The organism is Paenibacillus etheri (assembly GCF_001012825.1).
Classification (GTDB): domain Bacteria; phylum Bacillota; class Bacilli; order Paenibacillales; family Paenibacillaceae; genus Paenibacillus_AQ; species Paenibacillus_AQ etheri.
The window spans coordinates 409,857-422,960 of the sequence record NZ_LCZJ02000018.1 but is presented as its reverse complement, the minus strand read 5'-3'; the positions used below and the strand labels follow the sequence as shown (position 1 = coordinate 422,960).

Genomic DNA, 13,104 nt, shown 5'->3' with positions numbered 1-13,104 from the left:
TATAACAATAAACATAAAGGAGTCATGATCATGAAAAAATTGTATTACACGTCCTTTTTCTATGCCATTCTTGGGTTGATAGCAGGTGTTGCTTATCGTGAAATTACCAAAATGAATGATTTCGAAGGAAACACCATCTTAGTTGCACTTCATACTCATATCCTTGTACTGGGCTTCTTCTTCTTTATTATCGCATTGATCCTGGCCAAGTTATTTAATATCCATGAGGCTAAATCCTTTAACGCATGGTACATTGTATATAACATTGGTCTTTTAATCACGATTGGAACCATGGCTACTCGCGGGATGCTGCAAATTAACGGGACTGATATCAGCTTCTTACCGCATATTGCCGGTCTCGGTCATGCCACAGTAGGAGCCGGTATCATATGGCTACTAATTCTGCTCGGTAAACGAATTAAATCATAGGGAAAGAGCCGCTGGATCTTATTCCAGTAGCTTTTTTGATTAGCCATATTTAAGTTCATACCAAATGAGACTATAAGTATATTTGTTTATGCACTGGTAAATGATACAATATGGAAGTCGCGAGATATCTTAAATTTTAACTTTAAACTATGCTTTCGATGCCAACAAAACTTTTAAGGAGTGAAGTAAATGTCTATCGATGTTTATCTTAATTTCAACGGGAATTGTCGTGAAGCCGCAGAATTTTACGCAGAGGTGTTTGGAACTGAGCCTCCACAAATCATGACCTTTGGAGAAACACCACCCGATCCCAATTTCACTCTTCCTGAAGAAGCCAAAGATTTAGTTATGCATACTCGCTTGAATATCGAAGGAAGTAATGTAATGTTCTCTGATGTTTTTCCGGGCATGCCTTTTGTGGAAGGAAACAACATTAGTCTTTCGGTAGTTAGTAAGGATTTGGATGGCATAAAGAACTATTTTCATAAGCTTAAAGAAGGCGGCAAAGTAGGCATGGAATTACAAGAGACCTTCTGGAGCTCATGTTATGGTAGTCTAAAAGATAAGTTTGGAATCGATTGGCAATTCAATTATGATGACGGACGTATGAATATGTAATACAAAATAACAACGAGTCTGGAGAGGCTGTGAACCCTATTAACATGGGAGCAGCCTACTTCCAGCTCGTTGTTTTTTTGTTGAAGTGCTTAGTCCATAATCAAATCGTATACGCTGACCTTACGAATCCGCCTTGCAACTAGCATAGACACCGCATAAGCAACCACTAGAATGACCGCACACAGTAGAAGCACTTGAGGCAAACTAACCGCCAGCTGAACATTATAAATGCCTAGACTTGAAAGCAATAATACAAATACTGAATCCGAGTAAAAATAACCCGCTAAACACCCCAGTACTACTCCAGCTACAATCACCGGAAAAAGACTGAACGTAATCTGTGTCATCAGATTAAAGGTGTTGTATCCGATACCTTTAAGAATACCGAATTCTCGCTTGCGCTTCATAATCAAAGTCTTAATTACCAAATACAAGATTAAGCTGACCACTATAATTGTGACTGCCGTAATGACTGCTGTCATAGAAGATACTGCTGCAGTAAATGTACTTAGCGTGCTTTCTAACATGTCTAAAATATTCGTTACGTTCCATTGTCCAGGGAGACGTTCCTCAAGCTTTTGAATGAAGACTTGAGAATCTTCCCCTTCCTTTAAGTACACATTAATAGACTGGACGGAATAATTCGGCTGCAATTTTCTCATTCCATCTTCTGTTATGCTAGCAACCATACCTAACTGATTAATCTGCTGGCTAAGACCAGTCACCAAATAATTTTGGGTTACCCCATTAAACGTAACTGGAATCTCGTCCCCAATCGATTTATTTTTCATTTTTGCAATTACACCAGATACCGCAATTTCATTATCATAAATGGGCTGCCTGCCTTTGTAGACCGTCTGTGTTTCCAGCTTGGCATAATCATCAGATACACGGAGCATAAAGCTGGAATCATTTATAGAAGCTACTCTACCTTCCAATATGGAGATCTTTTGAACCTCAGGCATGGCTTCGACTTCAGCAAATATTCCCTGATCATGACCAGCTTTTTTTAGATCAAGTTGCAAATTGGTACGTTCTAAACCCACTAAATCTAAAACGGCTGAAGTATCCCCTTTAAAGTTAAAATTAAGGATGGAGCAAAATATACTAGAAAAGGTCAACCCTGCAACGATCAGCACGATCATAAAATTCTGCTTGGTCTGTCTAAATAAAGACTTCAGACTTAAGGCGAATTGCAAATTCAATGAAGTGCTCGCTAGTGGAAAATGATTTTTCTTAAAATTGTGGGTAAGAAGCCCGCTCTGAAGAGCTGCTATCGGAGTAATCCTTCGAATCTTTCTACTAGACAGGTAGGCAACTAACAGAATCAGCACCGTAACGATAAGCAAACTCAACAAAGCACTTAATAATTCAAAAGTTGTCGGCCACAACAGTCCAACCGAAGACGAGATCATATTACCTACTAAGGGCATGACTAGAACGGAAATCAAACTCCCCGGTATGGAGGCCATTATAGATACTGAGACGAACTGTAACAGAAATGAGGATATGATCTGCCTTGACGTATAACCGTTCGCTTTCAAAACACCGATGTTGGTTAGGTTATCCTCAATATTCCCCAAGATCTGAAACCTGATCACAATCAACGAGATTACAACCATAATCAATGCAAATACAATCAGAATGGCGGCTAAAATATTCACAAAAACGCGGTTACCTTCGAGCCCCCCATCAGTTCGCATGACTAAAAATGAACTTGTGTTTCCAGACCCAAAAATCTGTTCACTCAGCTTTTGCTCCAGCTTGACTTCTTTCGCCCGTTCGTTTAGTTGTACAGATAAAAAATTAAATTGAACCTCTTTCCCAAGCCGTTCCTCTAATTGCTTATAACCTTCATCGTTTAAAAATATTTTCAAAGCCCCATTCGTCAATGTCCCAAAAAGGGGTTCCTCCGTAAATCCACCGATGGTATAAGTGAATTGGTTGTTACCGTATTCAAACGAGATTGTATCCCCAAGGTTATACCCTGAGCCCCCGTGAAAGATATACGGCAAATAAATTGTATTTTGATCCGCAGGTTCCAACCGAGAAGTGGTATTAAATAGTCCCATGGAGCGCTGCGAATCCTTATTAAGAATCAAGAAAGCAATAGCTGTATTGTTTCCCCCGTAGTTTATCTTTACGTCAGGTAGCAGAAGCGCCGCCTCATTCTCCCATGTTTCAGTATAAGGATAACTATCCACCAGAGATTCATAATTCTTCACATTCTCATTTAAAGGAAAATAAGCGGTGATATCAGGTGTATTTAACTTCGATATTTTGTCTTGCTGAAAAGAATTAAGCTTCAAACTGACCGTTAGTCCAATATTCAGCAGCAGCACAGCTATCATAATCAGAATGAAGAGCGTAATCGTTGCACTTTTTCTTTTACGAATATTGGACCAAGTGAGTTTTCCTATTAAGCTTCTCATCCCTACCACCCCAATTCGGTTAGAAAGGACTGTAATTGCTGTTGCCGTTCAGGTCCACTATCTTCGCTATAAGGGGACAGGCGCAAATCTCCAACGATTATTCCATCCCGCAGATACAAGATCCGATTTCCCCGCAGCGCAGTCTTGAGATCATGAGTTACCATAATTATACTTTGCCCCTGCTTATTCACCTCTGTCAGGACACGCAGTACCCCTATTCCTGCTGAGCTATTTAGCGCTCCAGTCGGTTCATCAGCAAATACCGCCTTTGGACTGTTGATCAACGCCCGAATAATCCCAGCTCGCTGAGCCTCGCCCCCAGAAATTTGAGCTGGAAACTTACCCCAGATCGAGTCATCCAGACCTACGTCAGAGAGGAGCTCTTTGGCTTTTTTCACGGCCCCGGCCCTATCCTTTTGTACTAGAAAAGCACTTGATAACACATTGTCGAGGACACTCATCGTATCGAGCAAATGGATCTGCTGAAAAACAAATCCACAATTCTTCCTACGGAATATCGCCAGCTGATCATTACTCATCGCCGTTATATCTTGACCTTCAAACAAAACCTCTCCAAGTGTTGGCTTATCCATTCCCGAAATGGCATACAGCAGTGTTGATTTACCAGATCCAGAGCTGCCCATGATAATCGTGAAATCACCATGATATAAGGTCAGATCCAAATTTTTCAATACATGCTGCTGAGTTCCTCCATGGGAAAAGGTTTTTCCAAGCTTATGGGTCTGCATCAATACTTTATTATTCACTTCGTTCATGTTGAACACTCCATTTACGTTCATGCTCATTAATTGTGCTAATAGTAACCCTAGCTCTACGCACAACATAATGGCTGCAATCACAGGCTGATTCGTAATTGCAACCTTATCGTACGTTAAATGTTCTTAACATGTCTTTGTGCAATCCTTAGCGAATTCTTAATTCTATCCTGCTAAAGGTATCAGCAGCTTTACAGTAAATCCATCCTCCCGATTGGAGCATACAATGTCGCCCTGCATTTTTTGCATCATATAACGAGAAATGTACAGGCCTAGACCTGCACCGTTCTGGCTCACGGCCAGACTGCCCCGAAAGAATTTATTGAATATTAAGGGCAATTCCTCCACAGGAACACCAGAGCCATAATCCAGAATATCGACCTCCAGATAATGACCCCTAATCTCGAATTTAATATCGATAGGTGTACCGGAGAAGGCATATTTATAGGAATTGTTCACTACATTATCGATGACCTGCTGCAGCCGTAAGGGATCCACCATAATGATACAGTCTGGCACAGATGCTGCAGAAATCCGTTCGTAGAAGTTCACATTATTTATAATTTGGGTCAGCAGGTGACTATGCTCCTCCGTTAAGCTGACTTTAAGTTCATTCAGTTCCTCCAAGGTGGAATGGAACATATCTGTGACCAAACGATCAATCTGATCTGCTTTGGAGTACAAGGTGTTCAGCTGTCTGCTTGTCTTCTCATCCCTTGCACTTACTAACATCAGTTCCGTGATCGCCTTTAGCGAAGCGACTGGTGTCTTAATATCATGACTGAGACTAGCCACCAGCTCCTTCTTACTCTTGTTCGCCAAATATTCGCTGTGCCTAGCCGCCGCAAGCTCTTCCCGCATCATATCGAAGCTTTCGGTAAACGCACCAAACAGATGATTACGATCCATCTCCAGTGGCACTTCAAGATCACCTCTGGCGATATGCTTCGCAAATAGCTGCATTTTGCGAAACGGACGAAGAATGGATTTATTCAGGAACCAAATATATAAAATGCCTAGAATAGTAAGCAGAAGCAGCATCACAACAGAAACTTGTATAAATTGTTGTTTCATATGTATAAAAATCGTACGGTAATCATTATTAATAATCACTTTACCTACCATCTTATCCTGAACAATCACATCGATTAAGGTATCCCGATTGTTGATAGCTTCGTTAACGGTAACGGAAATCGCATTTTCAGTCTGATATTTAAGTGCTCCTGAAGTATCGATAATGGTGAAATCATGAGAACTTTCCTTATACAGTTTCGGATCAAGCTTATCCCAATTCTGCTCTGTAAGCTTAACGATGGTATTGATAGCTACCCGATCCGTTGATGTCTCCACCTTCAAGTTAAAAATCAGGAATAGGAGAGTTATACTTGCAGCGAGAATAGTGAGCAGTAGCGTTATCAGCAATTTCTTAGTCATAGCTATCTGTCCTCAAAAGCATAACCGATACCCCACACGGTACGGATGTATTGTGGGTCGTTAGGATTCTGCTCGATCTTCTCACGAAGATGACGTATATGTACATTTAAGGTGCCATCTCCCGCAAAAGCATCCCCCCAAACCCCTGTAAATAACTCCTCTTTGGGTATCACCCGATTTTTATGCTGAATCAAAAACTTAAGCAATTTATATTCCATTGTTTTCAGCTTGAGGGGTACGCCGTTTAGACTGGCCCTTCTGAGTTCAGGATCAATCTGGACGGGTCCTCCGGATTCAAGAAGAGATGCCTCAGCTACAACGCCGTTGTTGTACCGTTTTAACACCGCCTTTACTTTTGCGAGCAGCACTCTCAGGGTATACGGCTTATGAATATAATCATCTCCCCCGATATCAAGAGCAATCAATACATCATCCTCACTGGATCGGGCACTAATAAATAAGATGGGAATTCCAGTCGTCTGACGTAGCTCTTTGCATAACTGGAAGCCGGATTCACCGCCTAAATTAATATCAAGGAGTAACATCGACACCTGATGCTCACTCAAAAAGCTCCGACAAGCCTCAGCGCTTGTAACAAACGCAGTTTGAACATCAAATAAATTAAAATATTCGCAGGTGGTCTCTGCAAGCTCAATTTCATCGTCAATAATCAAACAATCATATCTCATGGATTTCTCTCCGCTTCAACAGAATTTATTATTATGTTAGAATATGCCTTTAAGGAGGGGTTACCTGTGGATACACAATTCCAGCGTCTGGAGCACTATTTAGATAAATACGAACAAAGCTGGCCATTAAGCGGCACAGTCTTAATAGCTCAGCGCGGAGAAATCAAGTTACATAAAGCGTACGGATATGCGAATCTTGAACATCAGGTCCCGAACACTTTAGATACCAAATTCCGGATCTGGTCACTTACCAAATCATTTACTGGCATGGCTATCCTGATGCTTAAAGAACAAAAACGTCTGAGACTGGAAGATCCAATCCTAAAATATCTCCCGCAGCAGCATGCCCTAGAGGGGATTACCATCCTACACCTGCTGGGACATACCTCTGGTATAGCCAACTACACTTCCATACCCGAATATAATCAAAAATTAAATAAGCTCAAGCTGAATCCTCAGGAGATGTTACAGCTATTTGTGAGTCAACCCTCTGCATTTATGCCTGGCACTTCATTTGCCTATAACAACTCAGGTTATTATTTGCTAGGGATGATTATTGAGAAGATTACAGGGATGACATTTGAAGATTATATCACTACTTATATATTACAGCCTCTGGGTATGGTAAATACAGGGGTTTATAACAATCAGCAAATCATTTCAAAATTAGCCTCGCCTTATCATTCTTCTTGGGGAGAGTATACCCAGGGGGAATACATAGATATGAGCTCTATCTTATCCGCTGGCGGGATGTATTCGACGGCTGCCGATCTTTTTCTATGGGATCAAGCCTTGTACTCCGATCAATTAGTATCTCACAACACCCTAGAGATGGCTTTTCATTCCAGTAATCTCAAATATCGATTTGGTTGGTTCTTGGACGAACGCTTTGATCGAAAAAGAATGTATCACGGCGGTGCCTATCGCGGCTTCCGAAGTGAACTGCATAGATACCCTGAAGAGCAAACAAGCATCATCATGTTGACCAATTATGATTGCGTACCCGTCACTAAGTTAACGGAATCGCTAGCTGAATTAGTCTTCGGCGAGCCTGTAAGGGTGCCGATCCCTCCGCAAGCCTTCCCGCTTGATGATAGCATTTATGCTGATTATATGGGAACCTACGAGGGATTTGGCTGCAAAGCGAACGTGGAGCGTAATGACCAAGATTATTATTTTATATGGAATGATGTAGAGGTCACTCCGTTTTTTCCAATCTCAGAAACAAGATTCCATCATACCAAACATGACTCAGAATATGAATTTAAACGGAATGCTCAGGGTGAACTTTCATTTCTGGGAATGCATAGAAAACAAGACAGGTCTTAAATAGACCTGTCTTGCTTTTTTTTGCTAAAAAATTATAAAGACTCAAGTTCGTGTTAACGCTAGGCCTTAGCTATAATGATGAACTCAGCCAGAAGCACAAGTAAGGCAGTAGCTACGCCAAGCGAATTAATTACCGTTAAAGCATCTGGGTAGCTTTCTTTCTTAAATTGCGAGAATAAAGATACCATCCATAATACACTGAAGAATAATGCGACCAATCCGGAAATAGCCTCACTATCCACTTTTCTACTCCGCATAAAAAAACCTACAAGACCAACGACTGTAAAAATCATATATATAACAAGCTCTATGGATGTGATGACAATCGCCTCGCCTGCAGAGAACAAATGCATTAACATGTACTGAATCCCTAAACAAATAAACACTAGCTGGTTAAAAGAAACTTTGCTCACTCTCATAGCTTATCTCCTTTTAATTTAAGTGAACTGCCAACAAAAGATAACGCTTACATTATATCGAGGATTAAAGTAATCCTCTGTGACTTTCAGTACTCTTCCGATAACGGTTCGATCAAATACAAGTCCTGAACAAAAAAATCTCCTGGCAATATGGTGCCGGAGATTTTATACTAGCGTTTAACGGTCGAAAATTATAATGCTGACATAAAGGATGTATGAGACTAGCCTCATCCCATCTCAATACCAACAAAAAGAACAACAAAAACTACAATAGCTATCAACGCACCTACAATAACGATCGTTTTAGGTGATCTATTGCCCCTATCCATTTCAAATCCTCCTTTTATCTACGCATGTATATCTCTTTTTCCAAACGAAATATAGGTGACAGACATACTGATAGCTATGATAATTACAGGAATCAGCACCACTTCCATAAAGCTCTTTGCTCCGGTTAGGACTATATGTTGTGAATTAACGACGTAGATTCCGGAAAACTTCATAACCTGGGTCGTTAAAGCATGATCTGAAATCCCCCTTAACCATGCAGAGGAAGCATCGCGGAAAAAACCGGATATCATGAAGTCGCCGAATATAATTAGAAAAGTTACAACCACCGCTGAGGCCGTTCTTTTAATAAGAATACCTACCATAATGATAAGAGCAGCATAAGCTGATAAATAAAGGACATTTAATCCAAATACACGGGAAACCTGAATCAAGTCAGCATTTAAATTACGATTATCGATGTCAGTCCCGACTATCAAAGCAGCTATCATATAAGCGAGATAAAACACTACTGTAAATTGTAAAATCCACCATATAATAATTTTTAAGACAGAAAGGTATTTCCCCGTGATATAGATAAACCTATTTTGTCCTGAAGCCAGGATCACTTTGATAGATCCATATTCAAATCCTTCGGTTGCAAAAAAACAAACGTAGACTGGAATAATAAAATAAAAAAATAAAGATAAAGGTGTCACATTCGTTAAGGGTTCCGCGAGATTACCGATTTCAAAACCAGCTTTACTGCCAATCCAGAATGCTAATACTAGGCTGGCTATAAGGAACAGCAGAGAAATCCCTTTAAACATCGTATCCCTCTTTATAAAGTAAGACTCAGCTCTCAGAAAATCCCTCATTGCTCATTCTCCTATCAGATCCATGTAATAGTGTTCAAGATTTGCTGCGGACAGGTTGATTCCTTCAAGTGGAATCCCATGTTTAATTAATGTTGACATTAGCTGTTCAAGATCTGTCGAATCCCTGGGAACTAGTATTTCCCCGGAAGCTAACAATGTGATTGAATGAATATTAAGATCATTCTTAAGCACCTTTATTGCGGCTGCTGTTTCAACGGTCTTAATACAAATTTGCGTTTCGGCTGATTGCAGTAATTCTTCCACAGAGACTTCCTTAATTAGCTGTCCTTTATGAATAAACCCGAATTTGGTAGCCAGCAATTGGAGTTCGCTCAAAATATGGCTGGAGATCAAGATGGTAACCCCTTTTTCATGTGCCAGCTTAGCCAACAATTTTCTCATCTCTACAATTCCTGTAGGATCAAGTCCATTAATCGGTTCATCCAAAACTAAAAATTCCGGTTCGTTGAGAAGGGAGATTGCCAGCCCTAATCGTTGACGCATACCCAGAGAATATTCCGTTGTGTTTTTGTTATCAACATCCGTTAGTCCCACTATATTCAGCACATCTTTAATTCTCTTGAAATCCGAAATACCATGAATCTTGCAATAAAAGCTTAAATTCTCTTCAGCATTCATATGGGGGTAGAGGGCAGGTAGCTCAATTAAAACTCCCATCTTTTTCCTTACCCGTGCGAGGTCCTTCTCACTACTTTTACCCATCAATTGGATAGTCCCTTTTGTAGGATAAACTAATCCACTAATTATTTTCATGAGTGTGGTTTTACCTGCTCCATTCTCACCTACAAAGCCATAGATATCACCCTGTTTAATCTGCATATTTATATTTTGAAGCGCATTTGCAATGCCGTACTGTTTCGTTAATCCCTCAGCTTCAAAGATTGTTGTATTCATTTTTCAACTCCTCCATACCGTCTACTACTAATTGATATTAAATTAGCATGTTTACTAGAATTACTAATCGCTATGGTAAAAAACACGGGAATAAATGTAACTTTCACCACTTCCAAGTGATCCCTAAAAGGATAAAGGTTGATTACACTCCCATATAATGTATTATTATTTATAACACAGGAGGGGATTTTCACATGATACATATTGCTATTTGTGATGATGATTTCAAGACAACAGAATATATTGAGAGATTGATCATTAACCATCCCATTCAGCGGACCGTAAAGATAGAGGTATCCATATTCTATTCTGGTGAAAGTTTCACAAAAGCAATTCAACATGGTTGTCCATTTGATCTTATTTTTATGGATATAGAAATGAAGGGAATAAGCGGAATAACAGCGGGTCATATATTACGGAGAGATTGTGATAATGATAGGGTTCGGTTGATTTACGTTTCGAGCCACGAAGAGTATCATGTTCAACTATTTGACGTTCAACCTTCTGGTTTTATAAAGAAGCCTATACATAACGAGTCTTTTGAAAAAAAACTAATCTCTATGATTCAGCAAATAAAGGTCAAGCGTCAGCAAAACCAACCAAAATTACTGCCTGTACACCAAAGTGGAACTAAACTACTTATTCCAATCCGTAATATTATGTACTTGGCAAGTGATCGCCGAAAAATCATTTTGCAAACAACGGAAGATCAAACGGAATATTACAGTACTTTATCTATAGAAGAAGGAAAGCTACCTTCGAAGCAGTTTGTGCGGATTCATCAATCGTATCTTGTGAATTTCGATTACATCAAACAAATTCAGGGCAAAAAAATTGTATTAACGAGTGGGGAAGAACTTCCGATTAGCGATAAGCAAAGCACCGTAGTGAAAAAGAGCTATTTGCAATTCAGGGGGAGTCTGCTTGAATAATATTCTACTGGATGAGCTGTTCTATGCCCTCACACTCGCAGCTCTCCCATTTATCATTCATTATTATTATAACGATTACTTTCCTAGTATTTGGGAATCTAAAACGATTCTTTATGCTGTATACACTGCCTATTATGTTTTTGTACTGCTCCTGCATCACAGTCCTCTCCCCGGCATGTTGATGCTTGGGCTCAATATAACGGGGATCGTTCTCTTGTCCTTTTTGTACAAAGGAAAAATACTATGGCGTATTGGCGCCGGTTTATTCATCGTCGCACTCATTATGCTGTCAGATGCAGCTACGGCGCCTGTGTATACGACCAGCGAATACATCTTTACCTTGTTTTTGTCTAAGATTCTGATGTTTTTACTGGTGAAGATCACGCTTCGTTTCACCAAAGCCTTTGGCGAGGGGAATCTAGGCAGTTGGTATTGGATCGGGCTGTTCTGTTTTCCATTTATCAGCATTCTCAGTATTGCGAAATTATCGGGCGAGCTATCATTACGGGAATATCCCGCCTTGTATCCGATTTTGTCCGGTGGAATGCTGTTGATCAACTTCCTTATCATTCTTCTGTGTGATCGCGTTCTAACCATACAATCGGCACAGAATAAAAACTATTTGTTGGAACAACAAAACACCTATTATATGAACCAGTATCTGCTTACGAAAGAAAGGCAGCAAGAAGTGTTTACGTTTCAACATGATTTCAGGAATATTTTGCTGGGCCTGAGGTCGCAATTACAAGCCGGGGAGAAAGACGCAGGACTGAACGATGTGGATAAGCTTCTTGGAGTGATCGAACTCTCTTCAGGCGGATGTAATACCGGCTCGATCCTAATCGACTCTATCATGAATTACAAACAGCAATTTGCCAATAAACTGGGCATTGCCTTTCATTCAGACATTCAAATCCCACCTCAGCTCGATCTAGATGCTTATGCAATTAGTATTATTCTAGGGAACACTCTCGATAATGCCATTGAAGCATGTAAACATCCAGATTTGACTGAGCCCTATATTAAATTCCAATTTCATTATCATAAGGGTACTTTATTTATCAGAATACAGAATCCATATCAGCATTCAATACGTACTAACCATTTTGGAGAATTAGCTACAACAAAACGAGATAAGCATTTTCATGGTATCGGTCTAAAAAGCGTTAAGAAGGCGGTTGAGGAAACCGGTGGAATTTGGGATATCACCTATGAAAACCAAATTTTCCAAGTGGAAATTTGTCTTTTTAACATTGAGATCTTATCAGTTGCAGAAACTGAGCAAAAATGCACCTCATAGAAAGACATCGGACCCAGAAGGTTTTCCAAAGTTTATTCTAAGGGGTGCATTTCAGTTACAAGTATACTTCTATTATTTTATTTACGGTTCGAGTGTAAATTTAGGCGAAAACGCAATACTGCATCTTCACCGTACCACATAGGGAAATTCGTACCTCAGATATTGTTGTGCAAATTAAAATGCCATCCTTTATCTAGAGAAACAGAAGAATTATCGAATTGTAGCAGTCTTTTTTGACCCGGTGCAGCCAAAGCAGCATCCATGGTTTCGATAAAGGCGCTCCCATCTGCACCCTGATAACTAACGCCGCGTCCAATTGCATGAAGATTACGATTCCCGTCCTTCACTACGTATAAAGGTGAGACCGGCAAGCCCATCTTCTCCATCATCCAAAGATTAGGATTATCGACATTCAATGCACACCCGAACCAGCTTGCTTCTGGAAGGCGGTTTGCTTCTTTTGCGAACCATTGCAGTGATACGTCAACCTTACCTTCATGCTCAAAATCACACACTAATTCGAGTTCCTTCGGCGCGCCATATAATTCATAGGGAATGGTCGAACGAACTCAAAACCAGGCTTGTTAAAGTCTGCATCAGACCATGGGTGAAGCCTAGGATTTGCATGTAAGTGCGGAAATATCTGACATAGTCCTCCGTTCCAAACGTCTCATAGGCGCCGAAGG

13 protein-coding genes are annotated in these 13,104 nt (G+C 40.2%); 5 read left to right on the top strand and 8 right to left on the bottom strand.

Going from position 1 to position 13,104, the window contains the following annotated elements; translation table 11 throughout:
• The first annotated feature begins 30 nt into the window (after positions 1-30).
• Entirely contained in the window at positions 31-429 is a 399-nt protein-coding gene (locus UQ64_RS07430; RefSeq protein ID WP_060622816.1) for a DUF2871 domain-containing protein, read from the top strand.
• Between the two features lie 189 nt (positions 430-618).
• Positions 619-1,047, top strand: a complete 429-nt coding sequence (locus tag UQ64_RS07425; protein ID WP_060622815.1) for a VOC family protein — start codon at positions 619-621, stop codon at positions 1,045-1,047.
• Between the two features lie 89 nt (positions 1,048-1,136).
• Here UQ64_RS07425 and UQ64_RS07420 read toward each other — a convergent pair whose 3' ends face one another.
• The 4 genes from UQ64_RS07420 to UQ64_RS07405 all read right to left on the bottom strand — a co-directional run bounded on the left by UQ64_RS07420 (position 1,137) and on the right by UQ64_RS07405 (position 6,378).
• A complete protein-coding gene (locus UQ64_RS07420) occupies positions 1,137-3,479 on the bottom strand; it encodes an ABC transporter permease (protein ID WP_060622814.1) in 2,343 nt (780 codons plus the stop codon).
• A gap of 2 nt (positions 3,480-3,481) precedes the next feature.
• Positions 3,482-4,255, bottom strand: a complete 774-nt coding sequence (locus tag UQ64_RS07415) for an ABC transporter ATP-binding protein (protein WP_060622813.1) — start codon at positions 4,253-4,255, stop codon at positions 3,482-3,484.
• 165 nt (positions 4,256-4,420) lie between these two features.
• Positions 4,421-5,689, bottom strand: coding sequence for a HAMP domain-containing sensor histidine kinase (locus tag UQ64_RS07410; RefSeq protein WP_060622812.1), 1,269 nt, complete (start codon positions 5,687-5,689; stop codon positions 4,421-4,423).
• 2 nt (positions 5,690-5,691) lie between these two features.
• The gene (locus UQ64_RS07405) at positions 5,692-6,378 is read right to left on the bottom strand and encodes a response regulator transcription factor (RefSeq protein ID WP_060622811.1); all 687 of its coding nucleotides are present in this window, start codon (positions 6,376-6,378) and stop codon (positions 5,692-5,694) included.
• Positions 6,379-6,444: 66 nt separating this feature from the next.
• On the opposite strand from UQ64_RS07405, the gene UQ64_RS07400 reads away from it, so the two are divergent.
• Complete coding sequence (locus tag UQ64_RS07400) at positions 6,445-7,707, top strand: serine hydrolase domain-containing protein (protein ID WP_060622810.1); 1,263 nt, start codon at positions 6,445-6,447, stop codon at positions 7,705-7,707.
• Positions 7,708-7,766: 59 nt separating this feature from the next.
• Here UQ64_RS07400 and UQ64_RS07395 read toward each other — a convergent pair whose 3' ends face one another.
• The 3 genes from UQ64_RS07395 to UQ64_RS07385 all read right to left on the bottom strand — a co-directional run bounded on the left by UQ64_RS07395 (position 7,767) and on the right by UQ64_RS07385 (position 10,186).
• The gene (locus tag UQ64_RS07395; protein ID WP_060622809.1) at positions 7,767-8,126 is read right to left on the bottom strand and encodes a hypothetical protein; all 360 of its coding nucleotides are present in this window, start codon (positions 8,124-8,126) and stop codon (positions 7,767-7,769) included.
• Between the two features lie 347 nt (positions 8,127-8,473).
• Positions 8,474-9,223, bottom strand: coding sequence for a hypothetical protein (locus UQ64_RS07390; protein ID WP_156417481.1), 750 nt, complete (start codon positions 9,221-9,223; stop codon positions 8,474-8,476).
• Positions 9,224-9,274: 51 nt separating this feature from the next.
• Positions 9,275-10,186: an ABC transporter ATP-binding protein gene (locus UQ64_RS07385; RefSeq protein ID WP_060622807.1), complete on the bottom strand. Its 912-nt coding sequence runs from the start codon at positions 10,184-10,186 to the stop codon at positions 9,275-9,277.
• Between the two features lie 194 nt (positions 10,187-10,380).
• Between UQ64_RS07385 and UQ64_RS07380 the strand changes: the two genes are divergently transcribed.
• The gene (locus tag UQ64_RS07380; protein ID WP_060622806.1) at positions 10,381-11,118 is read left to right on the top strand and encodes a LytR/AlgR family response regulator transcription factor; all 738 of its coding nucleotides are present in this window, start codon (positions 10,381-10,383) and stop codon (positions 11,116-11,118) included.
• Complete coding sequence (locus UQ64_RS07375; RefSeq protein ID WP_060622805.1) at positions 11,111-12,418, top strand: ATP-binding protein; 1,308 nt, start codon at positions 11,111-11,113, stop codon at positions 12,416-12,418. The genes UQ64_RS07380 and UQ64_RS07375 overlap by 8 nt, the downstream gene beginning before the upstream one ends.
• Before the next feature lie 155 nt (positions 12,419-12,573).
• On the opposite strand, the gene UQ64_RS07370 is transcribed toward UQ64_RS07375, so the two are convergent.
• Positions 12,574-12,933 carry a hypothetical protein gene (locus tag UQ64_RS07370; RefSeq protein WP_060622804.1) on the bottom strand — a complete coding sequence of 120 codons (360 nt, stop codon included), beginning with the start codon at positions 12,931-12,933 and terminating at the stop codon, positions 12,574-12,576.
• Positions 12,934-13,104 lie beyond the last annotated feature (171 nt).

What these genes read in the sequence shown, in the direction of transcription:
- UQ64_RS07430 (WP_060622816.1), top strand. Translation starts at nt 31, where the DNA reads ATGAAAAAATTGTATTACACGTCCTTTTTCTATGCCATTCTTGGGTTG.
- UQ64_RS07425 (WP_060622815.1), top strand. Translation starts at nt 619, where the DNA reads ATGTCTATCGATGTTTATCTTAATTTCAACGGGAATTGTCGTGAAGCC.
- UQ64_RS07420 (WP_060622814.1), bottom strand. Translation starts at nt 3,479, where the DNA reads ATGAGAAGCTTAATAGGAAAACTCACTTGGTCCAATATTCGTAAAAGA.
- UQ64_RS07415 (WP_060622813.1), bottom strand. Translation starts at nt 4,255, where the DNA reads ATGAACGAAGTGAATAATAAAGTATTGATGCAGACCCATAAGCTTGGA.
- UQ64_RS07410 (WP_060622812.1), bottom strand. Translation starts at nt 5,689, where the DNA reads ATGACTAAGAAATTGCTGATAACGCTACTGCTCACTATTCTCGCTGCA.
- UQ64_RS07405 (WP_060622811.1), bottom strand. Translation starts at nt 6,378, where the DNA reads ATGAGATATGATTGTTTGATTATTGACGATGAAATTGAGCTTGCAGAG.
- UQ64_RS07395 (WP_060622809.1), bottom strand. Translation starts at nt 8,126, where the DNA reads ATGAGAGTGAGCAAAGTTTCTTTTAACCAGCTAGTGTTTATTTGTTTA.
- UQ64_RS07390 (WP_156417481.1), bottom strand. Translation starts at nt 9,223, where the DNA reads ATGTTTAAAGGGATTTCTCTGCTGTTCCTTATAGCCAGCCTAGTATTA.
- UQ64_RS07385 (WP_060622807.1), bottom strand. Translation starts at nt 10,186, where the DNA reads ATGAATACAACAATCTTTGAAGCTGAGGGATTAACGAAACAGTACGGC.
- UQ64_RS07380 (WP_060622806.1), top strand. Translation starts at nt 10,381, where the DNA reads ATGATACATATTGCTATTTGTGATGATGATTTCAAGACAACAGAATAT.